At 59.2% G+C, this 25,011-nt stretch carries 22 protein-coding genes; 13 read left to right on the top strand and 9 right to left on the bottom strand.

Annotation, left to right across the window (positions count from 1 at the left end; genetic code table 11):
• Positions 1-38 precede the first annotated feature (38 nt).
• A complete protein-coding gene (locus I2G43_RS03735; RefSeq protein WP_229071536.1) occupies positions 39-1,718 on the bottom strand; it encodes a PTS lactose transporter subunit IIBC in 1,680 nt (559 codons plus the stop codon).
• A 376-nt stretch (positions 1,719-2,094) separates the two neighbouring features.
• Between I2G43_RS03735 and I2G43_RS03730 the strand changes: the two genes are divergently transcribed.
• Together I2G43_RS03730 and I2G43_RS03725 are read left to right on the top strand one after the other, a co-directional pair.
• Entirely contained in the window at positions 2,095-3,105 is a 1,011-nt protein-coding gene (locus I2G43_RS03730) for a LacI family DNA-binding transcriptional regulator (RefSeq protein ID WP_195535124.1), read from the top strand.
• 138 nt (positions 3,106-3,243) lie between these two features.
• Positions 3,244-3,444 carry a hypothetical protein gene (locus tag I2G43_RS03725; protein WP_195535123.1) on the top strand — a complete coding sequence of 67 codons (201 nt, stop codon included), beginning with the start codon at positions 3,244-3,246 and terminating at the stop codon, positions 3,442-3,444.
• On the opposite strand, the gene lacG is transcribed toward I2G43_RS03725, so the two are convergent.
• Positions 3,441-4,880, bottom strand: coding sequence for a 6-phospho-beta-galactosidase (lacG, locus tag I2G43_RS03720; RefSeq protein WP_195535122.1), 1,440 nt, complete (start codon positions 4,878-4,880; stop codon positions 3,441-3,443). The genes I2G43_RS03725 and lacG overlap by 4 nt on opposite strands.
• Positions 4,881-4,945: 65 nt before the next feature.
• A complete protein-coding gene (locus I2G43_RS03715) occupies positions 4,946-6,715 on the bottom strand; it encodes a lactose/cellobiose PTS transporter subunit IIB (protein WP_195535121.1) in 1,770 nt (589 codons plus the stop codon).
• A 305-nt stretch (positions 6,716-7,020) separates the two neighbouring features.
• Between I2G43_RS03715 and I2G43_RS03710 the strand changes: the two genes are divergently transcribed.
• The 7 genes from I2G43_RS03710 (at position 7,021) to I2G43_RS03680 (ending at position 13,096) form a co-directional block, all read left to right on the top strand.
• Positions 7,021-8,076, top strand: a complete 1,056-nt coding sequence (locus I2G43_RS03710) for a LacI family DNA-binding transcriptional regulator (RefSeq protein WP_229071534.1) — start codon at positions 7,021-7,023, stop codon at positions 8,074-8,076.
• 214 nt (positions 8,077-8,290) lie between these two features.
• Complete coding sequence (locus I2G43_RS03705; protein ID WP_006234827.1) at positions 8,291-8,629, top strand: PTS lactose/cellobiose transporter subunit IIA; 339 nt, start codon at positions 8,291-8,293, stop codon at positions 8,627-8,629.
• 124 nt (positions 8,630-8,753) lie between these two features.
• The gene (locus I2G43_RS03700; protein WP_195535120.1) at positions 8,754-9,785 is read left to right on the top strand and encodes a hypothetical protein; all 1,032 of its coding nucleotides are present in this window, start codon (positions 8,754-8,756) and stop codon (positions 9,783-9,785) included.
• Positions 9,786-10,089: 304 nt separating this feature from the next.
• On the top strand, positions 10,090-10,518 hold the full coding sequence (lacA, locus tag I2G43_RS03695; protein WP_138340165.1) for a galactose-6-phosphate isomerase subunit LacA: 429 nt from the start codon (positions 10,090-10,092) through the stop codon (positions 10,516-10,518).
• A gap of 63 nt (positions 10,519-10,581) precedes the next feature.
• The gene (gene lacB, locus I2G43_RS03690) at positions 10,582-11,106 is read left to right on the top strand and encodes a galactose-6-phosphate isomerase subunit LacB (protein ID WP_117794107.1); all 525 of its coding nucleotides are present in this window, start codon (positions 10,582-10,584) and stop codon (positions 11,104-11,106) included.
• Positions 11,107-11,225: 119 nt separating this feature from the next.
• A complete protein-coding gene (locus I2G43_RS03685; RefSeq protein ID WP_195535119.1) occupies positions 11,226-12,107 on the top strand; it encodes an aldose 1-epimerase family protein in 882 nt (293 codons plus the stop codon).
• 53 nt (positions 12,108-12,160) lie between these two features.
• On the top strand, positions 12,161-13,096 hold the full coding sequence (locus I2G43_RS03680) for a hexose kinase (protein WP_195535118.1): 936 nt from the start codon (positions 12,161-12,163) through the stop codon (positions 13,094-13,096).
• 270 nt (positions 13,097-13,366) lie between these two features.
• Here the strand turns inward: I2G43_RS03680 and I2G43_RS03675 are convergent, their stop codons facing one another.
• The 3 genes from I2G43_RS03675 to I2G43_RS03665 all read right to left on the bottom strand — a co-directional run bounded on the left by I2G43_RS03675 (position 13,367) and on the right by I2G43_RS03665 (position 17,392).
• Positions 13,367-14,995 carry a UDP-glucose--hexose-1-phosphate uridylyltransferase gene (locus tag I2G43_RS03675; RefSeq protein ID WP_195535117.1) on the bottom strand — a complete coding sequence of 543 codons (1,629 nt, stop codon included), beginning with the start codon at positions 14,993-14,995 and terminating at the stop codon, positions 13,367-13,369.
• Entirely contained in the window at positions 14,986-16,191 is a 1,206-nt protein-coding gene (locus I2G43_RS03670; RefSeq protein ID WP_195535116.1) for a galactokinase, read from the bottom strand. Before I2G43_RS03670 ends, I2G43_RS03675 begins: the two co-directional genes overlap by 10 nt.
• 124 nt (positions 16,192-16,315) lie before the next feature.
• Entirely contained in the window at positions 16,316-17,392 is a 1,077-nt protein-coding gene (locus I2G43_RS03665) for an aldose epimerase family protein (RefSeq protein ID WP_195535115.1), read from the bottom strand.
• A 345-nt stretch (positions 17,393-17,737) separates the two neighbouring features.
• On the opposite strand from I2G43_RS03665, the gene I2G43_RS03660 reads away from it, so the two are divergent.
• The 3 genes from I2G43_RS03660 to I2G43_RS03650 all read left to right on the top strand — a co-directional run bounded on the left by I2G43_RS03660 (position 17,738) and on the right by I2G43_RS03650 (position 21,373).
• Complete coding sequence (locus I2G43_RS03660; RefSeq protein ID WP_195535149.1) at positions 17,738-18,724, top strand: LacI family DNA-binding transcriptional regulator; 987 nt, start codon at positions 17,738-17,740, stop codon at positions 18,722-18,724.
• 129 nt (positions 18,725-18,853) lie between these two features.
• Positions 18,854-20,014: an FprA family A-type flavoprotein gene (locus I2G43_RS03655; RefSeq protein ID WP_195535114.1), complete on the top strand. Its 1,161-nt coding sequence runs from the start codon at positions 18,854-18,856 to the stop codon at positions 20,012-20,014.
• A gap of 243 nt (positions 20,015-20,257) precedes the next feature.
• On the top strand, positions 20,258-21,373 hold the full coding sequence (locus I2G43_RS03650) for an AAA family ATPase (protein WP_195535113.1): 1,116 nt from the start codon (positions 20,258-20,260) through the stop codon (positions 21,371-21,373).
• Positions 21,374-21,621: 248 nt separating this feature from the next.
• On the opposite strand, the gene I2G43_RS03645 is transcribed toward I2G43_RS03650, so the two are convergent.
• Positions 21,622-22,425 (bottom strand): DeoR/GlpR family DNA-binding transcription regulator, encoded by an 804-nt coding sequence (locus tag I2G43_RS03645; RefSeq protein WP_195535112.1) that lies wholly within the window; start codon positions 22,423-22,425, stop codon positions 21,622-21,624.
• A 334-nt stretch (positions 22,426-22,759) separates the two neighbouring features.
• Here I2G43_RS03645 and I2G43_RS03640 point away from each other — a divergent pair, with 334 nt between their 5' ends.
• Positions 22,760-23,617: a class II fructose-bisphosphate aldolase gene (locus tag I2G43_RS03640; RefSeq protein WP_195535111.1), complete on the top strand. Its 858-nt coding sequence runs from the start codon at positions 22,760-22,762 to the stop codon at positions 23,615-23,617.
• A 321-nt stretch (positions 23,618-23,938) separates the two neighbouring features.
• On the opposite strand, the gene I2G43_RS03635 is transcribed toward I2G43_RS03640, so the two are convergent.
• Together I2G43_RS03635 and I2G43_RS03630 are read right to left on the bottom strand one after the other, a co-directional pair.
• Positions 23,939-24,562, bottom strand: a complete 624-nt coding sequence (locus tag I2G43_RS03635) for an HAD family hydrolase (protein ID WP_195535110.1) — start codon at positions 24,560-24,562, stop codon at positions 23,939-23,941.
• A 56-nt stretch (positions 24,563-24,618) separates the two neighbouring features.
• Positions 24,619-25,011 (bottom strand): helix-turn-helix domain-containing protein (locus tag I2G43_RS03630; protein ID WP_195535109.1); only part of this gene is annotated, 393 nt, incomplete at its 5' end.

Genomic DNA, 25,011 nt, shown 5'->3' with positions numbered 1-25,011 from the left:
GCCCGAACGGGGATTCGGGCACCAACAGAGGGAGGAAACTAGTCGAGGTTCTCGCGGAGCCACTTGATGGCGCCGGCGGGGTCGCGGGTAAGGTCGATGTATTCCTTGCCACGCGGGGCGAGCAACTTAATACCCAGACGGTCGGTATCGGCCTTCATGTCGTTGTAGTAGCTACGGACCTGCGGGGCAAGCACGATGACGTCGTACTGGTCCATGATGGCGGTGTGCTGACCATAGGCACCTGCAGAGGAGGCGATGTTCTCGCCGGTCTGTGCGGCGCCTTCCTTAATGGCGTTGGCGAGCATGGCGGAGGTGCCAGCGCCGGCGCACAGGACGAGGACCTTCAGACCGTCGACGTCCTTCTTGGCGGATGCGTCGGCGGCGGGCTCGGGCTGATCGGCGACAGGCTCGCTGTCGACGGCAGCGGCAACGGTCGTCTCGACGGCAGCGGCGGTCGGCTCGATGACGGGCGCAGGGGTGCTGGCAGCGATGGTGGCAGCACCATCGGACTCAAGACCCAGCTCGGCGGCGCGCTCGGCCTCCTGGTCGCAGAGCAGCTTATCGTATGCCTTCAAGAACGGCAGGTAGATGACGGCGTCCAGCAAGATGATGATCGCGACAAATACAAGGGCAATAAGCTGGAAGTTCGTGGTGATGAAGATACCGATGGGGGCGGGGGTGGCCCAAGGCACCACGAAGGAGAAGCCGTTCATGCCCACGTTATCGATAAAGAACTTGGCAACACTCACGTTGACGCAGCCGGCGGCAACAAAGGGGATGAGCATGTAGGGGTTGAGGATCATGGGCGCGCCAAAGAGCAGCGGCTCGTTGACAGCGAAGGCAACAGGAACAATCGAGGCCTTACCGACGGCTTTGAGCTGCTTGGACTTCATAAAGAGAATCAGCAGAAGCGGCACGATGAACGTGGCGCCGGTGCCGCCGAACTCACCCACGAGCGACATGTTAAAGGTGAGGGAGTGGGCGGGGTGGCCACCGGCCAGCAGAACCTGCAGGTTCTCGGCCTGGTTGGCAAGACGGATGGGGTCGATGCCCGGCTGGACGATCGAGGGGCCGTGGACGCCGATGAACCAGAAGAACGCGGTGGCAGCCTGGATAAGGATAAGGCCAGGATAGGTTTCTGCAGCGGTAAAGAGCGGGGAGAGCAGTTTGATAAGCAGCTCGGAGAACGGAACGCCCATGAGGTTGCGCACGACCACATCGATGATGCCGCAGATGATGACGGCACCACCGAAGGGGATGATGTCGCGGAAGTTCTGGGCGATAGCGCCCGGGACCTCCTTGGGCAGTTTAATGGTCAAATCGCGCGACACACAGAACTTATAAACCCACACGGTAATGAACGCGGCGATGTATGCCGAGAACAGACCGCGCGTGCCCATGCTGGTGCAATCGAAAACCGAAAGCTCGGAACCGTCGAGCTTGGTGGTGAACTGCGTAACAGCGAGCAGAAGCATGCTGCACTGGGCGGCGACCATGGTGGAGCCGTCGTTGAGCACCTTGCCGGCGGGCATGCGGCGGTTCATGGAAGCCGTGAAGTTCTTTGCAGTGGTGCCGGCGACCATGATGCCCATAACGCCCATGGTGAAGTTGTACAGCTTGTTGCACCAGTCGATGAGCGGCTGGGGCAACGTGATGCCAACGACGCCGGGGAGCGTGGCGATGAGCAGGAAAATCGAAGAGGTCAGGACGATGGGCATGCACCCAAGGAATCCGTCCTTAATGGCCTGGAGGTAGATGTTCCTCGAGATCTTCTCAAAGACGGCTGATGCTTTTCGAGCATCTTTACGATGGCGTCCATGGAGCTCCTTTGCTGCTTGGTGCGCTATGCATGTGGATGGAACTGGTCGTCGATGGATGGTCAGGACTGCCCGGAAACCCTCCTGCATAAGGAAGGCGTTACGAAATGACAACGTTATCATTTCGTTAATGACAACGTAAGACATTTTGGAAAGCGCAACAAGGATTAACGGGTGAGCGGTCAATATTGTCCGGTAAACGGTTGATTTATCAGTCGGGCAGGTAGTGTATGCTAGAACGCAGAAAACATGTGACATGAAGCCGATGGGAGAAATAGTGGCAACGTTGGACAAGAAAAACGTCTCAATGAACGATGTGGCGGTTGCCGCCGGCGTTTCCCTTAAGACAGTGTCTCGTGTGATCAATGAGCCCGATAGCGTACGCGAATCGACGCGTGAGAAGGTCCATGCGGCCATGGAGACGCTCGGATTTCGAACTAACTTTGCCGCGCGCTCGCTCAAGTTGGGCCGTTACGGGTGTATCGGCGTGGTGCTGTTTCACTTGTCAGGCGGTGCCGTGGACATGATCGACGGTATCGCCGATGCCGCCGAAGAGCGAGGCTTCGCGCTCACGATGATCAAGAAGCGGGCGGGGGAGAAGATGACCCTTGCCGATGCGGCGCGCAGGATGTCGCAACTGCCTGTCGATGGCATGATCTTCAACTTGCGTCAGATGGTCGACGACTTCGATACGTTCGAGGCGCCGAAGGACCTCAAGACGGTGATTATCACGCCGATGGAACACCCTACTTGCTCTACGGTCAGCGACGATCAAGAGGGCGGTGCGCGCATGGCGTGCGAGTACTTTTTGGACCGCGGGCACAAGAACGTCTACTTCGTTGCCGGTAAAGAAGAATCGCTGTCGAGCCAGTGCCGTATGAAAGGTTGGCGCGCGGCACTCGAGGCGCGTGGCATTGAGCCGTCTGAGCCGCTGTGGGGTGACTGGAATGCAGATAGCGGCTATGCCGCGGGTCTTGCGCTCGCCGACAAGCCCGATTGCACGGCGGTTCTTGCCGCCAACGACTGCATGGCCAACGGCGTGATGACGGCTTTGCGCGACAAGGGGCTGAGCGTACCCGGCGACGTGTCCGTGATAGGCTTCGACGACGAGCTCTACAAGACGATTCCCAATTCGATTCTGACGTCGGTGAAGTTTCGCCACCGCGAGCTGGGCATTCGCGCGCTTAACGAGGTCGTTGCGGGCCTGGAGGCCCCAAGCTCCAGAAGCCGAACACTCGTCTCGGGCGTGTTGGTCGAGCGCGCGAGTGTGCGGGATCTGCGGGCGTAGACGTGCTCGGCTCGTTCATCTCAATCTGTAACAGCTAGGACCCAAAAACTCGACTAGCTGTTACAGATTGAGATTTTGTCTACCCAGTCATCATCTTTGTCTTGATCTGTAACAGTTAGACGGCCAAAAGCGAGTTAGATGTTACAGATCGAGACAAACGAACGCGGCCCAGCCCGCCCAAAAACAAAAACGGCGGATACGACCAAGGATGCTGAAGCATCCACCGGGAAGGTCGTATCCGCCACACGGAAAGAGGTGCATGGACGCAGCGCCCATGCGATCGGGAATGGTAAGGTGCACGGCAGCGTGATGGTCACGGCAGCCGATGACGTTGACTAGTCCAGACGACGGGTCTGCGCCACGTGCTTATACCAGTATGCGCTTGCCTTGGGCGTGCGCTTCTGGGTTTCAAAGTCAACGTAGAAGAAGCCGTAACGCTTGTTGTAGCCATTGGTCCAGGAGAACTGATCCTGCAGGCTCCACAGGAAGTAGCCGCCCACGTTGACGCCCACCTCCATGGCCTTGAGCAACCAGCGCAGGTGCTGCTCGATGTAGTCGATGCGCGGCTGGTCGTCTACAAAGCCGTCCTTGTAGGGGTCCTTGTAACCCATACCGTTTTCGGTGATGAAGATCTGCTTGTAGTTGGGGTAGCGCTGCTTAATGTAGACGAGCAGATCGAACAGGCCCTCGGGATAGATGATCCAGTCCCAGTCGGTGGTGGGGATGCCAGGCTTGTTCACATGCTCGCCAATACCCTTAACGCGCCAGCGTCCGGTGCCTTTCTCGCCCGTACCGTTGTGGTGCAGGTCGTTCTCGCCGTCGTAGGCCTTCAAGAAGCGGCACTGATAGTTGTTAACGCCCAGGTAGTCGTTGTAGAGCGCTGCCTCGCGCATAATCTCGAGGTCCTCGTCCAGGATTTCGATGGTGCCGCCCGAGACGGCAGCCAGGCGGTTGGCGCACTCGAGGGTGTCGGGGGCATAGTCGCCGCGGAAGGTGGCGTCGAGCAAGAACTGGTTCTGCAACACGTGCTCGTTGTTGGCGGCCTTGATGTCGGCGGGGTCGTTCTCGTTGAGCGGGTACTTAAACTCCAGCGACTGAATAACGCCAATCTTGCCCTTAAAACCGCCGTTGTGGAAGGCCAGCACCGCCTTGGCGTGGGCGAGCATCATGTTGTGCTCGCACTGGAAAGCCTCGGCCAGATGCGCCTTGACGCCACCGGGGAAGGTGCCCTCGATGTAGGTGTTGGAGGCGTCGGCCCAGATCTCGTTAAAGGTGAACCAATAGGTCACCTGGTCGGCGTACTCCTTAAAGCAGAAGGTGGCAAAGTCCACAAAGGCGTCGATGGTCTCACGGTTGAGGAAGTCGCCCTTCTCAAAGAGGGGCAGCGGCGTGTCGAAGTGATGCAGCGTAACAAAGGGCTCAACGTGGTGCTTGTGGCACTCGGCAAAGAGGTCGTGGTAGAACTGCACACCCTCGGGGTTGATCTCGCCGGTGCCATTGGGGAAGATGCGGCTCCAGGCGATGGAGAGGCGAATGCCGTTGATGCCGAACTCCTCGCACAGCTCCAGATCGACGGGGTACTGGTTGTAGAAGTCCGAAGCGGGATCGGGGGAAAAGCGCCCCTGGGCCTCCAAGAAGTCGTCCCAGGCAACCTTGCCCTTACCGTGGGTGCGGGTCTCGCCCTCTACCTGGTAGGCGGCGGTGGCGCCACCAAAGATAAAGTCCTCGGGAAACTGCGCGGGCGGGTTGGTGACGCTGGCGGGGTTAACGGACATGATGATCCAATCGTCTAGTAAAAAGGCCAGCCACCTGATGTGGTCGGCTGGCCTTTACGCGTTACTTACTTCGAGAGCTGCTCACTCACGAAGGCGAGAGACTTGTCGCCGTTCTGGGAGAGCTCGATGTACTGCTTACCGCGGCAGGCGACGCACTTGTTGCCCACGCGCTCGCAGTCCTTCTGCAGGTCGGCCAGGTAGCTCGCGGCCTGCGGGGCCAGGACGACCAGGTCAAAGTCGGGGAGCATGTCCACGTGGTTGCCATAAGCCTCGGCAGCGGTCTCCAGATTGATGCCGCGCTCCTTGGCAGCCTTGGCCAGCGCGTTGGCGAGCAGGCCCGAAGTGCCACCGCCCTGGCAGAGCACGAGCACGCGCTTGCCGTTAAGGTCGCTGGTGGCCGTAGCCTCGGTGGTGGCAGCAGCGGGAGCGGCGTCGGTCTTCACAGCCTCGGCAGCGGCGCCGGCGGCAACGCTCTTGGCGTCGGCCTTGCCCTGGAAGGCGTCATTGAGCTTAGCGGCCTTCTCGGCGTTCTTGGCGGCGAGCTCCTCGTCGGAAATCTCGGCCTCCTCTGCGCACTTCTGGGCGTCATAGGCACGGAAGAAGGGGTAGTACAGGGCAAAGTCGACGACCAGGATGATGGCGAGCATCACAAAGGCGAGCGGCTGGAAGCCCAGACCCATGATGGTGCCGATGGGACCGGGGACGGTCCAAGGCAGGGTGTACATAAAGCCGTTCATGCCCAAGAAGTCGATAAAGACCTTGAGAATCCAGATGTTGGCGATCGGGGCAAAGACAAACGGGACAAAGAAGACGGGGTTGAGCACGATGGGCGCGGCGAACAGCAGCGGCTCGTTGACGGCAAAGCATACGGGGACGATGGCGGCCTTACCGACGGCGCGCATCTCCTGGGACTTGGCCAAGAAGCAGAACATAAAGACCAGGACGAGCGTGGCGCCGGTGCCGCCCATGCAGACGACGAAGTACTGGGCGCCCTGCGTCAGGACGGCGGAGGCGTGCTCGCCGGCCTGGAATGCAGCCAGGTTGTCGGTCATGTTGGCAACGAGGGCGGCAGCGATGGCGGGCTCGACGATCGAGGGGCCGTGGACGCCGACGAACCAGAAGAGACTCATGGCGCCGTAGATCACAGCGAGGCCGATGTAGCCGTCGGCGGCGGTGAACAGGGGCTGGAACACCTGGATGACGCCCTGGGCAAAGCAGAAGCCAAAGGCAGCGCGGAAGACGATGTCAAAGACCCAAAAGACCGTGATGCAGACGGAGAAGGGGATGATGTCCTTAAAGGTCTGCGAAATGTTGGGCGGAACCTGATCGGGCATCTTGACGGTGATGTTGCGCTTAATGAAGAACTTATAGATGATGCCGGTCACAAACGCAGCGATGAAGGCGGTCAGCAGGCCCTTGGAGCCAAGGTAGGTGGTGTTGAAGCCGCTGGCAGCGTCCGTGGCGATGGTGTCGCTCGAAAGGAGCAGGAAGCCGATGATGGCCGCGCACATGCACGAGATAAAGTTGATCTGGTTGTTCTTGGGCAGGTCGCGGTTCTGAGCGTCGGCGAAGTGCTTGGCCGTGGTGGCGGCACAGGCGATGGCCAGGATGCCCATGGAGTAGTTGTAGCACTTCCACAGGGCGTTGTTGATGTCATCGGGCCAGTAGAAACCCCAGATGTTGGGGACCGAGGCTACCAGACAGAAGATGGACGAGAAGATGATGATGGGGATGACGGAGATAAAACCGTCGCGGATCGCCTTAAGGTACTTGTTGCGGGCGATCGCGTTGAAAAAGGGCTGGCCTTTTTCGATGGTGGCGATGAGTTGCTCCATGCAAAGCTCCTTAGAGTCGGTGGGTTAGCAACGATGGTAGCTTTTGACGTTAGCTTGCCAAAATGTTGACGTTGCCATTTTGCGACACGAAAAAAGACACGAACCGGTGGTCCCTGTGCCTGTGGACCGTCGATTCCTTGCGCGTAAACGTTAGAGCCGCCCGGTGGCTCTGTGTTTGCACAATGGCAACGTTAACATTTGGGCGACAAAAGCCGTTTGGGGAAGCAAGATTGTCGGTGAACGGTAGGTTTTGGGTGGTAAGCGTATTGAGGGGGAGGCGTTGGATATACTTGAAGGCGTTTAACATGACTGCGCAGGATGTCATCAATGGCATCGTTGACATAGAAAGATCTCCTATGGACGCTGTTAAAAAATCGGTATCCGTCAAAGACGTGGCGCGCCTCGCGGGCGTCTCGGAGCAGACGGTCTCGCGCACCGTGCACGATTCGCCCAGTGTGCGCCCCGAGACCAAGGAGCGCGTGCGCGCCGCCATGCGCGAGCTTGGCTATCGTCCAAACTTTGCCGGGCGGTCGCTGCGTCGCGGCAAGTTCAAGACTGTCGGCGTCGCCATGTTCAACATTACCGGTACCGGCAACCTCGACCGTATGGAGGGCTTTGCCGCCGCCGCCGACAAACACGGCTATGCCATCACCCTTACTAAAGTAGATGGACACCCCTATACCCTCGAGAGCGCATCGTCGCGCATGAGCGCGCTGCCGGTGGACGGCATGGTTGTGATCATGAATCGCATACCGGCGGACTTTGGCACCTTTGAGCCGCTGCCCGGTATGCAGACGGTGCTCGTTACCATGTTGGAGCACCCGCTGTGCTCGACGGTCGATAACGATCAGTTTGATTGCTCGCGCCAGGTTGTTGAGTACTTGCTCGGACAGGGACACAAGACCGTGCACTTTATCTCGTGTCCCGAACGCTCGCTTTCGGGCATGCAGCGCGAGGAGGGCTGGCGCGAGACTTTGCGCGCGCATGGTATTGAGCCGCCGCGATTCATCCGTGGCGATTGGACGGCGCAGAGCGGGTATGCTGCCGGTCAGGCTCTGGCGGACGATCCGACCTGTACGGCCATTTATGCCTCCAACGACGCCATGGCCTACGGCTGCATTCGCGGGCTCGAGTCGCGCGGAAAGCGCGTGCCCGAGGACGTGAGCGTGGTGGGCGTTGACGACAGCCTGGGCGAGATCGTGCCCGATCGTCGTCTGACCACGGTGCGCTTTAACAACAAGCGCGTCGGCATGTGGGCGGTCGACAAGATCGCCGGCGCCGAGGGGGTTGCGCCTGGCGTGGAGCACATGCTGATTCCCGGCGTGCTCGTAAAGGGCGATACGGTACGCGATTTGCGCTAGGGCGCGGACCTGTTTGGGTTGTCGCCAAACGTGTTTGATATTGTTCGAATTGGTTTAAAAACCGTTCACGGGCAAAAATCGACCGTTCATAGTCCATATTTGCGTTTTGCATTGTTCCTTTTTGTTTGAATGTTATTGTTTCTAGCATACACAGCGCAGCGCGTATGCCCGGACGCGATGCTCTCCATTGGTTCATATGTGAAAGGAACGCAACATGGCAACCAAAGAAGAAATCTCGATGGTTGGATTCGAGATCGTCGCATACGCCGGTGACGCCCAGACCGATTTGCTTGCAGCGCTCGATGCTGCTCGCGAAGGTGATTTTGAGAAGGCCGAGCAGCTGCACAAGGATGCCAGCGATGCGCTCATCGGTGCTCACGACACGCAGACCAAGCTGCTTTCGCAGGAGGCCGGTGGCGGCGAGATGGAGATGACCTTCATCATGGCCCACGCTCAGGACACCCTCATGACTACCATGATTCTGGAGAAGCAGACCCGCTTTACCATCGACGCCTACAAGCGCATTGCCGAGCTCGAGGCCAAGCTCGCCTAACCCTTTTTGCGCAACTCAGTTCCCTTCCAAAAGCCCTGTCGCATTTCGCGGCAGGGCTTTTTGATTTTTCGCTGGGTGGGTATACTTCCATCCGCAATACAGGCCGGACTGAGGAGGTATCCAAATGCCGGACAATGGATCGATTCAAAAAAGAGGCGCGCACGAGATAGTTCATGGGCGTCCTGTCCAGATAACCGAGCACACGACGGTAACCGAGCTGCAGCCCAGCCTGTCCGATGTCGTGTGCGCAAACAAAAAGCTGCAGATCGGTATCATCGTTGTGCTCGTGGTGCTGGCGTTGCTGTCGGGCTTTGTAGCTCGTCCGCATTTCGCCGATACCAAAACTTGGGACTCCACCATCGAGGTTATCGACCAAAAGAAAGGCAACGTTTTGGCGCTCACGGCTTCATGCGTTGCTCTATCTGCGGGCATTACCGCGCTGCCTGGTGATACGGGAACGCCGGTTGCCGAGCAGCTCGCACAGCTTTCAGGCAACCTTGGTATCGTGCTTGCCGTGCTATATCTAGAGAAATATTTGCTCACGATTTTGTGGTCGGTTGGCCTGGGCATCTTAATCCCGTCTGCGTTGGTGCTCTTTGCGGTGTCGCTCGGCATTCACGGGCGCTGGAGCACGAGCGCTGTTCTGCGCCGTGTGGCGACACGCGTGCTGGTGGTTGCCGTGATCGGCATGGCGCTCGTGCCCGCGAGCGTATGGGTGTCGCAGAAGGTCGATGAAACGTATCGCGTAAGTATTGAGCAAGCTGAGCAAAAGGCGAGCGATGCCGCAAAGACGGCTGATGCCACGGACAAGTCAGGTGAGACCAGCTCAAAGTCGAACAAGAAAAAATCCGAGGCCACGGAGTCCAAAAACGTGCTCGAGCAGTTGACCGATGGGGCATCGAGCCTGGTTACGTCGGTAACCAGTGGTGCCAAGCAGATGACCGACGAGATTGTGCAGCAGGTGACTGACCTGATCGAAGGCGTCATCGTGATGATCGTGACCTCGTGCGTGATCCCGCTGTTGGTGCTCGTGGCGTTCCTGTGGCTGGGGCACGTACTGCTGGGGATTGATATCTCCGGCCCGACGAACTATCTGACAGGTCGTTTTCTAAGTACTCCGTCCAGGCACGCTAAGAAGAGCGGAGAGTCTGAGTAGCTAAAGGATCATTTCACCGATTCATATCGCCGAAGGGCGACCGAGATGCGTTCTCGGTCGCCCTTATTTGTCGAGTGCGTGACCGTCTATGCCTCTGTCGGGCCCAAACGGTCAGCAAACGCCCGTGAACGGTAATTGTTCAAAAAAGAACAAAGACAAACAAATAGTTGTTGCAGTCACTGTTCGAATGTGTTCAAATAAACATGAACAGTGAAGAACCGCACATTCAGATGCCCGGACCTGAACGCGATTCAACACTTCCAAACAGAAACTACGCACCTGCGTATCTCTCAAGGAGGATGTCATGAGGGTTGTAATCGCTTCCGATGCCGACGGTATGTCGATGAAGGAGTCCATCAAGGAGATGCTCATCGCCGATGGCCACGAGGTCGTCGACTATTCCGAGACCCCTGCCGCGGACTTTGTCGATTCCGCGACTGCCGTCGCCAAGGACCTGCTGGAGCACAAGGATTCCCAGGGCTTTGCCTTCGATAAGTACGGCGTTGGCTCCTATATGGCCGCCGTCAAGATGAAGGGCATGGTCGTCGCCAACATTTCCGACGAGCGCTCCGCCTACATGACCCGCGAGCACAACGGTTCGCGCATGGTCACCATGGGCCCGGGCGTCGTTGGCACCGAGGTCGCCAAGAAGATCGCCCGCGAGTTCCTGCGCGCCCAGTACGCCGGCGGTCGTCACCAGATCCGTGTCGACATGCTCAACAAGATGGCCTAACGAGAGCCACCGAGAACTCGAACTTCTACCTCAACTTGTGAATTCAGACGAAAGGACGTTCTGATGAAGAAGACCATCGCAATCGGTTGCGACCATATCGTTACGGACGAGAAGATCTATCTGGCCGACCGCCTGGAGCAGGCTGGCTACAAGGTGCTCGACTGCGGCACCTACAGCCACAGCCGTACACACTATCCCATCTACGGCAAGGCCGTGGGCGAGGCCGTTGCCAGCGGTAAGGCCGACTTTGGCGTGGCCCTGTGCGGCACCGGCATCGGCATCACCAACGCCGTCAACAAGGTTCCCGGCGCCCGTTGCGCCCTGGTCCGCGACATGACCTCGGCCCTGTATGCCCGCCGCGAGCTCAACGCCAACATCGTGGGCTTTGGTGGCAAGATCACCGGCGAGTTCCTGATGGCCGATATCATGCTTGCCTTCCTGGAGGAGCCCTACGAGAAGACTCCCGAGCACGACGCCCTGATCGCCAAGATCGACGCCTGCAATAAGGCCGACGCCGAGGCTCAGGCTGACCCGCACTTCTTTGACGAGTTCCTCGAGAAGTGGGACCGCGGCGAATACCATGATTAGCGGGTATCCGGCGTAATTAACTAGTCCGTTGACGGCTCGCGTTTCTGTGAGGGGGCGCGGGCCGGTTTTCTATCAGCCCTATTGACTTGGTGGGCTGTCGTAAGAAAGGGAAGGCTCCTATGGAGTTTGTTCTTGATAACGGTACTATTCGCGTGGCACTGAGCACGGCTGGCGGATCGTTCACTTCTATTGCGGCCAACGGCCGTGAGTACCTGTGGCAGGGTGATCCGGCGGTCTGGTCGGGCCAGGCACCTATTTGCTTCCCGATCTGCGGTGGCCTTCGTGACGGTCACGCAATGACCATGGGCGGCCGCGAGGTAAAGCTCGCCCGCCACGGCTTTGCGCGCAAGCAGGAGTGGAAGCTCGAGGAACAGAGCGACAACATGGTTGCGCTGAGCTTAAGCTCTGCCGACCATGCCGAGTTGCTCGAGCAGTACCCGTATCCGTTTAAGATCGTTGCTCGTTACACGATCGATTCGGAAAAGGTGGCCGTTTCGTACGAGGTGACCAATGAGGGCACCGAGGACATGCCGTTTTTTGTGGGCGGTCACCCCGGCTTTAAGTGCCCGCTCGACGAGGGCGAGTCCTATGACGACTACGAGCTCCGTTTTGAGCAGCGCGAGGCCGCTGAGCTCTGTACTGCCGTTCCCTCGACGGGCTTGATTGATGTTGAGCATCGCAGCAAGAACCCCATGATCGACCAGAACCTGCCGCTGACCCACGAACTCTTCGACTTCGCGGAGACCATCTTTGACGTGCTCGAGAGCCGCGTGGTTACGTTGACCAAGAAAACCAAGGACAAGGGCGTGCGCCTGACGTTCCCCGATATGCCGTACCTGATTGTGTGGAGCAAGCCCGAGGGCGACTTTGTGGCCGTGGAACCGTGGGGCGGCCTGTCCACCTGCTCCGACGAGGACGATATTCTGGAGCACAAGCGCGGCTGCCTGGTGGCCAAGCCGGGGGAGACCGTCACCCGCGGCTTTGAGATCGAGATCCTTTAACGAGCTATCGTATGTTTGGGGCGGGTTATGCCGCCCCGGAACAGGAGTTCAACATGATTCTGACCGTTACCATGAACCCGTCGATTGATACGCGCTATCAGCTCGACAAGCTGATCATCGACGATGTTAACCGTGTGACGCCCGAAAAGACCGCTGGCGGCAAGGGCCTCAACGTGAGCCGCGTGCTGCTGCAGCTGGGCGATGACGTGCTCGCGACCGGCCTGCTCGGCGGCCACATGGGTGCCTATATGGCTGAGCTTATGGATGCCGACGGCGTCAAGAACGACTTTGTGCCCATCGCCGGTGAGACGCGCATTTGCCTGAATATCCTGCACGAGGGCAATCAGACCGAGCTGTTGGAGAGCGGCCCGCAGATCGCCCCGGCCGAGCTCGAGGCCTTTACGGCCAAGTTTGCCGAGCTTGCAGCGAAGGCAGACGTTGTGACGCTTTCGGGCTCGCTGCCGCGCGGCGTCGATGCCGGCTACTATGCCGAGCTCGTCAAGATCGCCGAGGAGGCGGGCGCCAAGGTGCTGCTTGACACCTCGGGTGCATCGCTGGAGGCCGCGCTGGAGTCTGACGCTAAGCCTGAGCTCGTAAAGCCCAACCTGACCGAGATTAACGGCCTGCTGGGTACGTCCTTTACGACCGATGATGTCGATGCCCTGCGCGAGGCGCTTGCCGCAGATGACCGCTTTGCCGGTATTCCCTGGGTTGTCGTTTCGATGGGCGCTGCCGGTTCGGTGGGCTTCCATGAGGGCCGCGCGTTCCGCGCCAAGACGCCCGCGATTGCGGCTGTGAACGCAACGGGTTCCGGTGACTCGACCATCGCCGGCTTTGCGCATGCCATTGCGGCTGGTGCCGACGACGTCACGGTGCTCAAGACCGCCAATACCTGCGGCAAGCTCAACGCCATGGATCCCAAGACCGGCCACCTGGTCATGGATCGCTGGGACGAGGTCTACAACAGCGTTGAGGTGACCGAACTTTAGAGTTACGGCGCGCCGAACAAAACGAGCGTGGATAATCTCCCACTTTGGGCTCGCAAAGGGGCCCCAAGTGGGAGATTTTCCACTCTCATGGGAGGTAGCTAATTTGGGACGGGGCCATTTTGACTACTTTGAATGTAAAAGTAGTCAAAATGGCCCCGTCCCAAATTAGCTACCCTTGCATCAGAAAACGGCGCCCGTCGGCGATGTTGCCGGCGGGCGCCGTTGTCGTGTGGGTGCTATTTGTCGAGCGTGGGCGTCCGAGGCTGCGTGCTACAGCGAGTCGATGAAGCGCTGTTGGGCGGCGCGGCCGGCCTCGTCCCACTTAAAGACGCCGGCGTTGTCGAGCACATGGCCAAACACCACACCGACCTCCTCGTGCAGGATGTCGATGGCGTTATCCGCCGTGAGCTCATCGGCACGACGGGCATAAACGTCCAGGGCCCACGCGGCGTGGCTGCGGCAAAGGTCGTCGCCCTCGAGCGCGGCGGCAAGATCGTAGCTCGCGTCGACCTTGGCTGCCAGCAGGTGCTCGCGGACGGCGCCAAGCTCGGGAACCAGACGCGGCGGCAGAATGGCCAGGCCCATGACCTCAATCAGGCCAATGTTTTCCTTCTTAATGTGGTGATACTCGGCATGCGGGTGGAACACGCCCAGCGGATGCTCGTCGGTCGTGATGTTGCAGCGAAGCGCCATGTAGGCCTCGTAGATCTCGCCACCGGCATTACCGCGGGAGTCGACGCGGCGGATGACGGGCGTCACGGTATTGTGGGCCACGCCGTCGGCCGTGTGCGCGATGACGCCCACGGACTCGTCGGTCCACTCGCGCCAAGCGAGGATGATCTTCTCGGCGGCGTCGAGCAGCTGGGCGCGATCGTGCGAGCGCAGGCGCAACACCGAAAGCGGCCACTGCAGCACGGTGCCGGTGACCTGGTCGAACCCGGGCACGCTAAACTGCGAGACCTCGGCGGCATGCATCATGGGAAACTCGTGCGCGCCGCCCTGGAAGTGGTCGTGCGACAAGATCGAGCCGCCCACGATGGGCAGGTCGGCGTTGGAGCCAATAAAGTAGTGCGGGAACAGGTCGACAAAGTCGAGCAGGCAGGTCAGCCCCTTGCGGTCCACGTGCATCGGGCGATGCTCGGAGCTCATAGCAATGCAGTGCTCGTTAAAATACGCATACGGGCTGTACTGGAAACCCCAGCGCTCGCCGTCGAGCTGGATGGGGATAACGCGCAGATTCTGGCGGGCGGGGTGGGCGCCACCGTCGGCTGCTGCCGAACGCCCGGGGTAGCCCTCGTTTTCGATGCACAGCTGGCAGGCGGGATACTTTTCGCCCGTGTTCTTGGCGGCACCGGCGGCAGCGATATCGCGCGGGTCCTTCTCGGGCTTGGAGAGGTTGATGGTGATCTCCAGGTCGCCCCAGTTGGTAGGGGTGCTCCACTTAATGTTGCGTGCGATGGCGGCGCGGCGCACATAGCCGGCGTCGCAGCACAGGCCGTAGAACCAGTCGGTCGCGGCGCGGGGCTCGTTGACGCCCATGCGGCCGTTGAATTCCTCGTTTACAACCGAAGGCCTCGGCATAAGCGCGCCCATGATGCGCATGGCGATGCGGTCGCGGCCCGACGCCGTGTCCTCGGCAGCGCCGTTGGCAACGGCAGCATCGGAAAGCACGGCGAGTGTGCCCTCCAGATCAAAGTCGGGGAGTGTATCGGGGTGCAAGAGCGAAATCTTCTCGGTCTGCAGCGCCCAAGCCATGTCGAGTGCGGGGCCCGTGGCGCCGATGCACTCCAAAATGGTGTTGTAGGCCCAGATGCGATCGTCCTGACCGATCATCGATCGATGGATGGCATACTCAATCAGGCCCTGCGCGGCCTCGCGCACTTCGGTTATTACAGCCATGCCGCGTAAGCCCCCTTGTCAGAAATTGCGTAGTGGCGGGCAGAGCCCTCGCCCAGCCAGCCGTTCATCTTGGCAATGAAGGTGTCGACCAGGTCGAGCGGTACGAAGGCCTGGATGGTGCCGCCAAAGCCACCGCCGTGGATGCGGACGGCACCGCGGCCGTCGAGCACGTGCTCGGCAAGTGCCAGGGCGTACATGGAGGGCTGCTCGGAGCCCAGCTTGGCAACGACATTCTGCAGGTACATGGCAGAGCTGGCGCCGGACTCGCGCGTCAGGGTCAGGAACTGGTCGATGTCGCCGGCGTTCAGGGCCGCCCAGCGCTTATCGACCAGACCGTTCTCGTACCAGTAGTGAATGGCGCGCAGGCAGGCACGGTCGCCCAGCTTGGCGCGCAGCTCGGGCAGCTTAGCGTCAAAGTCGGCAACGTCGACCTCGCACAGGCGTGCCTTGCCAAACTCGGCGGCAACATCCTGCATCTCGCGCGGCACGGCGGCGTAGTCGTCGGTGGCGGCCACATGGTCGGCGCCCACCTTGACGAGCACGAGTGCATAGCCGTGGTCCTCAAAGTTGAGCTCGAGCTTCTGAGTTTTAGGCTGAGCCTGGTCCTCAAAGTCCATGTAGGCGAGGCCGCCCAAGCACACAGCGGCCTGGTCCATCAGGCCACAGGGCTTGCCGTAGTAGTTGTTCTCGGTGCGCTGGCTCATCTGCGCAAGCGTGACGGGCTCAATGGCGGGCGCGCCCCAGAGCGTCTCCATGGCGCGGCCGTACGCGGCCTCGACGGCAGCGGAGCTGGAAAGGCCGCCGCCCGAGGGGACGGAGCAGGTGAAGGCGAAGTCGAAGCCATGAGGCTCAACGCCCAGGGCTGCGATCTCGTGTGCCATGCCGCGGACGAGACTTGCGGACGTGCCCTTCTCGGACTCCTGAACATCCAGCGTGTCGAGCGTAATCTCAAAGGTGGGGTAGCCCTCGTCGGCAACGCGGACCTTGTTGGTATCGGTCGCCACGGCAATGCCGTCGACGGCGACATCGAGCGAGCCGGCGATAACGTGGCCGCCCTCGTGGTCGGTGTGGTTGCCGCTGATCTCGGAACGGCCGGGCGCGTGCACGTAGAGCACCTGGCGGTCGCCGATGGGGCCAAACTCCTCCTCAAACAGCTTGGTGAGGGTGGCGAGCGTCTTTTCGTCGGGGGCGGTCATGGTGTCTTCCTTTCTTGGTTATCCCGAGTTACCGGGCTTTGCTTATGAGTACGTAAACATATCAAGGTGCGAGGGAGTAGGCGGGAGTCATAACGCTGCCCCCTCGCACCTTGACGAGGGTGGGTTAACAAACGGTCGAGAATCGATAGACGATCGTCGAGCTAAACGGGTGGTCGGGCGTGCAGACGGGGTGTGCCCACTGTGCGTGATGGTTGTTGTCGGGCCAAAACTCCGGCTCAAACGCAACGCCGTCGCGAGGACCGTAACTGCAGCCGTCTTTGGCGTCGATATCGCCGAGCCAGTTGCCGGTATACAGGTGCGCACCCGGTGCGGTTACGAAGATGTCGAGCGTGCGGCCCGAGTTTGGATCTTGCAAGCGCAGGGCATGGCGCGGCTCGGCGTCGGGTGCAAAGCAATCAAGGCAGAAACAGTGGTCAAAGCCGCGTGCAATCTTGAGCTGCTCGTCGTCCGCATCGATGTCACGGCCGAGCGTCTTGGGTGCGCGAAAATCGAATGGCGTGTCGACCACAGGGCGCACCTCGCCAGAGGACACGTTGTCCTCGCGCTGGGGAAGAAATGCCTCGGCATCGATTGCCGCAACCTGATCCAGAACCGTGCCGGAATCGTGTCCGGCAAGATTAAAGTAGCTGTGGTTGGTCATGTTGACAAAGGTCTCGGCATCGGTGGCGCAGCTTTGCGTGCAGGTGAGCTCAGCGGCTCCCGTCGGACCAGCCTGCAGGGCATAGGTGACGGTAAAGGTGCGGTTGCCCGGAAGGCCCAGCTCGCCGTCGTCCAGCTTGCAGGTAAAGCTCACCGTGTTGGTGATTTCGTCGACTTTGGCGTCCCACATGCGCTTGTGGAGACCGTGCTCAAGGTCGGTGTGCAGGTTGTTGGTCTTATCGGGGCCATCGTTGTGGACCATCTGATAGGTGACATCGCCAATCGTGATCTGCCCTTTATCCGTTCGGTTGGCCGAAGGTCCAATGGTTCCGCCGTAACATGCCGGATTGTCAAAGTAGCCGTTCAGGCGGTCGAAGCCGAGCACGATATCGGCCACAGTGCCCTTGGCATCGGGAACTTCGATGCCAAGGATGGTCGCGCCATAGTCCATGACGCGCACGCGGGCACCTGCGCAAACAAGGTTATAGACCGTAACCGGCGAGCCGCTGGGGGCGGTGCCGAACGGAGTTGTGGTAATCATGAGCGTCCTTTCGAATACGACGTCATGGCCTGCGCGCCCGGAGCGCAGGCCACCATGGTATCGGTGTGCTTTCGCCTTATGTTAACGTACTCATAACCTGGAACCACGGACTTCTTCGCTTTCCTGCAATCGGTCGAAAATGAGCCGTGAACGGTATTCAGGCGGTGTTGGGGGGTGCTGCATAACTGCTGATAGGTATAGTAGAGTACGTTAACATTATCGATAGATAGCAAAGCCTCCCGTGTAACCTGCAATTTCGCATGGGGTATTTAGGCTTCCTACAGGAGCGAAGGTGATTTTGTGGCAAGGCACCCTTCCAACGACACGGGTTCGCGTCCGGTTTCCATGGCCGACGTCGCCCGCGCCGCTGGCGTTTCGCAGCAGACGGTCTCGCGCGTCGCCAACGGCCTGCCCAATGTGAACGAGCAGACGCGCCAGCGCGTACAGGCTGCTATGCAGGAGCTCGGCTTTCGCCCGAGCTATGCCGGCCGTTCGCTGCGCGATGGTCGCTACCATTCGGTCGGCCTATGCGTCAACGATGTCACCAAGTTTGGGAACCTGACGATGATCGACGGTATCGCCAGCGCCGCTCGCGAGCACGGCTGTGCCATCACGCTGGTCGAGATGTCCAAGACCGAGGAGTTTTCGCTTGCCGAGGCCACGCGTCGCATGGCGGCCCTGCCGGTCGATGGCATCATCATCGGCATGAGCCGCATGGCGCCCGATTTTGAGACGTTTGATCCGCTGCCGGGAATCGGCACGGTTATCGTCACCATGTATGCGCATCCGCGCGTGACCACGGTCGATTCCGACCATTACGGCTGCTCGCTGCTGCTTATGGATCACCTATTTGAGCTCGGCCACGAGCAGATTCGCTACATCGGCGGTCCATCCTTCTCGGTGGACGAGCAGTTCCGCCGCGCTGGTTGGCAAGACGCGCTCGAGCGCAGGCATATCGAGCCGGCAGAACCGCTCGAGGGCGACTGGTCTGCCAACAGCGGCTACGAGGCCGGCAGGTATCTGGCAGAACACGACCGCGCCATGACGGCGATCTATGCGGCAAACGATCAGATGGCAAATGGTGCCATCGCCGCGCTGCGCGATAGCGGCCTGCGCGTGCCCGAGGACGTGAGCGTGGTGGGTGTCGACGATTCGCTCGATGATTTTGTCGCGCACAACGAGCTCACGACCGTGCGATTCGATCTGCACCAGCGCGGGCGCGAGGTGTTTGAGCATGCGGTTCCCAAGGAGGGAACGCCGGGCAAGACCGTCGCGATCCGTATTCCGGGCCAGCTCATCGTTCGACATACCACAGCGGCTCCGCGCGCGTAGTTTGCGCAGGTCAACGGCTCAATCTTGCGCTTCAATAACAAACGGTAAGGATGTCGGCAGATAGCTGTTGGGATGCAGCCGAGTGCTATGATAGACGGGTTCTTTTGTCTATCTAGGAGGCTTTGCCTGATGGAGATCACCAAGGATATCCGCTACGTTGGCGTCGACGATCACGACATTGACCTGTTCGAGGGCCAGTACGACGTGTCCGAGAACGGTATGGCATACAACAGCTACGTTATCTTGGGCGAGAAGATCGCTGTCGCCGATTCGGTCGACGGCGGTTTTGTTGATGAGTGGCTCGGCAACATCGAGGGCGTGCTCGATGGTCGTACGCCCGATTATCTGGTCGTTCACCACATGGAGCCCGATCACTCCGCTGGCATCGCCGCCTTTATGGAGCGCTACCCCCAGGCACAGATTGTGGCCAGCATGGGCGCCTTCCGCATGATGGTCAACTACTTTGGCACCGACTACCCCGAGCGTAAGATGGTCGTCAAAGAGGGCGACGTGCTCGACCTGGGTGGCCACAGCCTAACGTTTGTCGGCGCCCCCAACGTGCACTGGCCCGAGGTGATCTTCTCCTACGAGTCCACCGACAAGGTGCTCTTTAGTGCCGACGGCTTTGGCAAGTTCGGCGCCAACGACATCGAGGACCCGGAAGGCTGGGCTTGCGAAGCGCGCCGCTACTACTTTGGCATCGTCGGTAAATTCGGCAAGTTCGTGCAGGCCGTGCTCAAGAAGGCCGCCGACCTGGACATCCAGATCATCTGCCCGCTCCATGGTCCTGTTCTTACCGAGAACCTGGGCTACTACCTCGACACCTACAACACCTGGTCGAGTTATCAGCCCGAGGACGAGGGCATCACGATTGCCTATGCAAGCGTGTACGGCCACCTGAAGGCTGCCGTCGAGGAGCTCGCCGCAGCGCTCGAGGCCCGCGGCCAGAAGGTTTCCGTCTTTGACTTGGCTCGCGACGACATGGCCGAGGCCGTTGAGGATGCGTTCCGCTACGACCGTCTGGTGCTCGCTTCCATCACCTATCAGGGCGAGATCTTCCCGTGCATGAGCACCTTTATCCACACACTTGCCGAGCATGCCTACCAGAACCGCACGGTGGCACTCGTCGAGGCCGGCTCCTGGGCGCCCGCCGCTGCCAAGGTTATGGCCAAGGAGCTCGAGGGCATGAAGGACATCACCCTGACGCAGAACAAGGTGACCGTCCTGGGTTCGCTCAACGACGCATCGCGCGCCCAGATCGAAGCCCTCGCCGACGAGCTGTCCAAGTAACAACGCGCTCGCTTCTACCGCCAAAACCACCACAAAGGTGCCTGTCCCCTTTGTGGTGGTTTTTGCTTTTAGTCGAAGAGGACGGTTGGTTCTGCTGTCGGCCGTTCGCTCAAAGAACTCAAGCATGCTCAAAGAACTCAAGCATGCTCAAGGAACTCAAAGATGCTCAAAAAAATCAAGGAGGCTCAAAGAAATCAAGGGCTGTAGGGCATAATGGAATTACGTGAGTTCAAAGGAGGTTTTATGGCGGCGGCGACAGCGTACAGGCAGGCAAATCCGTTCACGCCGATGTTTGGACGTGTACCGGCATACATGGCCGGCCGTGAGCAAATCATTGATGATATGGTGCTGGCGTTTGAAAGCGCCGATTCCGACCCCAACCTATGCTCGATTTTCTACGGCGCGCGCGGGACGGGCAAAACGGCCCTTTTGGCATATCTGTCATACCGCGCCCAGCAAGAAGGCTGGATTACGGCGAATGTGACGGCTTCGGACGGGATGCTCGAAGACATTCTGCAGCGCCTCAACGAATCGGCCGCCCATCTGATCGAAAAGCCCGCTTCTAGGCGTGTGAACAGTGTTGGGATTGCCTCCATAGGAAGTATGAGCTGGGAAAACGTTGATATTGAATTTGAGGGCGCCAACTGGCGTACTAAGATGAACGCTCTGTTTGCTCAGCTTGAAGCGACTGGCACCGGGGTACTTATCGCCGTTGACGAAGTTGATGCATCGTTTGCTCAAATGACGGAGCTCGTTACCACCTACCAACATTTTGTGAGCGAGAACAAAAAGGTAGCTTTGCTTATGGCGGGGCTGCCGTTTCGCGTGCTGGCGTTGTTGACGGGAAAATCGACATCGTTTCTTCGTCGTGCTGCCCAGCATTCGCTGAGATCTATTTCGCCGACTGAGGTAAAAGAAGCGTTTCGGCTGACGATTGAAGACGGTGGCAAAACGATTTCCGATGAGGCGGTCGACCGTGCTGCCGAGGCAATCGATGGTTTTCCGTTTATGTTCCAGTTGGTGGGATATCGGGCGTGGAACGCTTCGCGCCAGGCGGCTGAGGTTTCCCTTGAAGACGTCGAACGTGGCGCGAAGCTTGCGCAAGAGGAGCTCGAATCGCGCGTTTTTGCCTCGACTGCAGCGGAACTTTCACAGGGGGACTTGGATTTTCTTCGTGCAATGAATCCGGAGGGGACGACGACCAGGCAAGAATTGGCTGCGCGGCTTAAGAAAAGTTCCGGTTCGATCTCGACGTATAAAAAACGTCTAATTGAGGCAGGGGTGATTGAAGAACCCTTACAGGGACGTTTCGAGTTTGCGTTGCCGGGCTTCGGTCGATATGTAGCGTCTCTTTGCTAGAGGGCCACTTCTGCCAAGACCGTTTCGCGTCCAACTGTCTCAATCTGTAACATCTGGGCGGCTAAATCGACTCTATCTGTTACAGATTTAGATTAAGGGCGGAATCGAGCGGGATTATCTCAATCTGTAACAGTTAACCGGCTTTTAAGGGTCTAGTTGTTACAGATTGAGACAAACTGGCGGAGTGAGCTACCGTGCCTCTCAAACCACCACAAAGGTGCCTGTCCCCTTTGTGGTGGTTTTTGTTTTTAGGCGGTGGCGATGATGAGGGTTGGGGCGCCGGCGCCGGCGATCTCGGCGATTGAGGTGGCGACGGAGCCATTGGGGTCACGGTCCATCACGATGGCGTCAACATCGACAAGTTCGGCGAAGCGGTACATGCCGCGTCCGTTGACCTTGCTGGCGTCCATCAGGGCGACGTTTTGGCGGGCGGCGGAGATCATGGCCGTTTTGGTTTCGGCCATCTGCGGAAAGTCGGTCGTAAAGCCGCAACCCGGGACAAAGGCGCCGGGGCACATAACCGCAAGATCGGCGTGAACCACTTGCAGTGCCTGCATAGTGAGTGGACCGTACAGATAGCGATGGCCTTTGCGCAGCGCGCCGCCCAGCATAACAACATCGACCGAGGGCATGCTCTCGTCGATGTAATCGGCGATCGTAATGTCTGCCGTGATGACGGTAATGCCGTCGCGCTGGTCGAGTAGGCGGACAAATTCGAGCGCGGTGGTGCCCGAGTCGACGAGCAGCGTGTCGCCGTCGCTGACGAGCTCAATAGCGCTTTGGGCGATGGCCTGCTTGGCGGCGACATTGACGTTAATGCGCCGGTCCTGTGTGGAGACGGTCAGGCGTTTGTGGAGCGACACAGCGCCACCATGTGTGCGGCGCAGTTTGCCGGACTCAGCGAGGGCGTCCAGATCAGCACGGGCGGTAACGGAGGACACGCCAAAGGTCTGGGCGATTTCTGCCACCTGCACCGAGGCGTTGTGCTCGAGCATTTCCATGATGGCGGCACGGCGTTCGTCGGCGAAGGCGCGGGTTGTTGCTTGAACCATGGCTACTCCATTCTCGGCAATATTTGCAGGAATTGTGTTGACTCTATTTTCGTTCATTTTCTTTTTGAGTAAGAAAACACCTTTCGATTACTTATCTTTTCTATAAAAGAAAGGCAATCAAGACTCAAAACTCAATATCAAACACGCGCGCTTGGCCTTGATCCCTTCCGTTTGCTTTTCAAAATTGAGGGTCTTTCCCTGCGGGACGACGACATCCCGCACATTCAGACTCGCCGAATTTCATACAATGGGCGCAGCAAAACGCAAGGTAAAACGCCTTGCGAACACGGACGCCCGATGTCCAGATGCGGGCGAGGGAGAGGAGCAAACGCTCATGGCACTTGTTACCACCGAAAAGATGCTCAAGGACGCTCAGGCCGGCCACTACGCCGTCGGCGCGTTCAACGTCGAGAACCTCGAGTTTGTTATGGCCGTTCTGGCCGCTGCCGAGGAGACCAAGTCCCCCGTCATCATGCAGACCACCCCGGGTACCATCAAGACCGCTGGCCTGGACTACTTCTACGGTATGGTCAAGGCTGCCGCCGAGCGCGCTTCCGTGCCCGTCGCTCTGCATCTCGATCACGGCGATGGCTATGACCGCTGCATGCAGGCCTTCCGCACCGGCTACACCTCCGTCATGATCGACGGTTCGCACGAGTCCTTTGAGGACAACATCGCCCTGACCAAGTCCGTCGCCGACGCTGGCCGCGCCATGGGCGTGCCCGTCGAGGCCGAGCTCGGCAAGGTTGGCGGCAAGGAGGACGACGGTCCCGCGGTTGAGGGCGAGAGCCCCTACACCGACCCCGCCGAGGCCAAGGAGTTCGTCGAGCGCACTGGCTGCACCTCGCTGGCCATTGGCGTTGGCACCAGCCACGGCGTGTATACGAGCGATCCGCACATCGAGCAGTCCGTGGTCAAGGCCATTCGCGACGCCGTCGACGTGCCGCTGGTCCTGCATGGCACCTCCGGTGTGCCCGATGAGCAGGTTGCCGAGGCCGTGAAGAACGGCATCTGCAAGGTCAACTATGCCACCGAGCTGCGTCAGGCCTACACCAAGGGCTTCATGGCCTACATGGCCGAGAACCCCGGCTGCTTCGACCCCAAGAAGCCGGCCAAGGAGGGCATGCGCGAGATTACCGAGCTGGTTAAGATCCGCATGACCAACCTCAACTCTGTGGGCAAAGCAGAGTAACAGCAAGGGTACTCCGACTCGCTACATATCCCGGGGAGGGACGAGGGCTTAGTTCCCCAATCGTCCTCGGGCATGCAAAAAGCCTCGCTGCGCACTTCGTGCGGCGAGGCTTTTTGCCCCCTGCGGAAAGATTGGGGAACTAAGCCCTCGTCCCTCCCGAGTTGACCTTCTCGAGGTCGTCGCCCTTGTGGCGTTAGGGCGGAAAATAATAAGAAGTCATCGCGCTGCGGAATGATTTTGGAAACTAAGTACGGGACCCGCCCAAACCGTCCTGCTCAATCGCCCTTGTGGCGTTAGGGCGGAAAGGATGGGGCGCGGGGGTTACTTGGTTGTTAGGGTTAGTAGGTCGTTGGGGGTTTTGAGGTTGTAGGTGGCGTTTGGGATTTCTTGGTGTGATCCCCATACTGCTCGGGCAAAATTGACCCCTGCTGAAGTTGCGCATTGTTCGTCGTAGACGGTGTCGCCAATGTAGATGACGCTGTTGGGGTCTGCACCCGTACGTCGGAGATATTCGAGCATGGGTGCGGGTGCGGGTTTGTGTTCGGTTGTGTCTTCGACAAGGATGATGTGCTCAAAATACTTATCGAAGCCAAGGGGTGCTATTTCTTCTGCGTATTCGTCGCGCGCACGTGAGGAGACAATGCCAAGATTGCAACCGCTATCGGCGAGTTTTGCGATGACTTCAAGCAAACCTGGAAACACGCTGATGGTGCTTTTAAAGCTGGCGGCAACTTGGCACCAGCGATCCAACGTTGCTTGCGAGTAGATTCCAAGTTTCTCAAGAGCATCCTTGCCGGGTATGCCGAGGGCAAATTCAAGCTCGTTTCGGGGGAGCGTTTTGCCGGTCTCTTCTTGGACAATCTGGGCAAGCGATGACAGAACGCTTTCTTCTGTATCTGCCAATGTTCCGTCAACGTCAAACACGATATGGTCAAAGTGCTTCATATGGTTGCTCCTATCTGTTGTTTGCCTGCAAGTTTGATGCAGTGACAGAAGAAGGGCTAGTGGGATTTCTGCCCGGTACTATCGAGATTCTGCCTCGCTGCTCGATAGCTCGAAGGGGTGCAGCCTATTTGTTCTTTGAATACCTGCCCAAGATGGCTCGCTGTCGCAAAGCCGCATTGCCGAGCGATTGCCTGCACCGTTCGCGTGGTGTGCGTCAAAAGTTCGCAAGCACGGTTTATACGGTATGCGCGTAGATATGCCGCCGGGGTCGTTCCTGCACAAGTTTCGATAATGCGGTAACACTCTCTTTCGCTTACGCCGGCTGCAGATGCCATCTGGGGCACATCTATAGCGGCTGCATAGTTTGCGCGGATAAAGTCCAGGATTGCCTTGAACTGTACGTCGCGGCTGGTCATCCAAGAGGCGCCGTCGGAGGAAAAGAGCGGTTC

It is taken from the genome of Collinsella aerofaciens (assembly GCF_015557435.1).
Taxonomy (GTDB): Bacteria; Actinomycetota; Coriobacteriia; order Coriobacteriales; family Coriobacteriaceae; genus Collinsella; species Collinsella aerofaciens_Z.
This window is presented reverse-complemented; position numbering and strand designations above follow the sequence as displayed.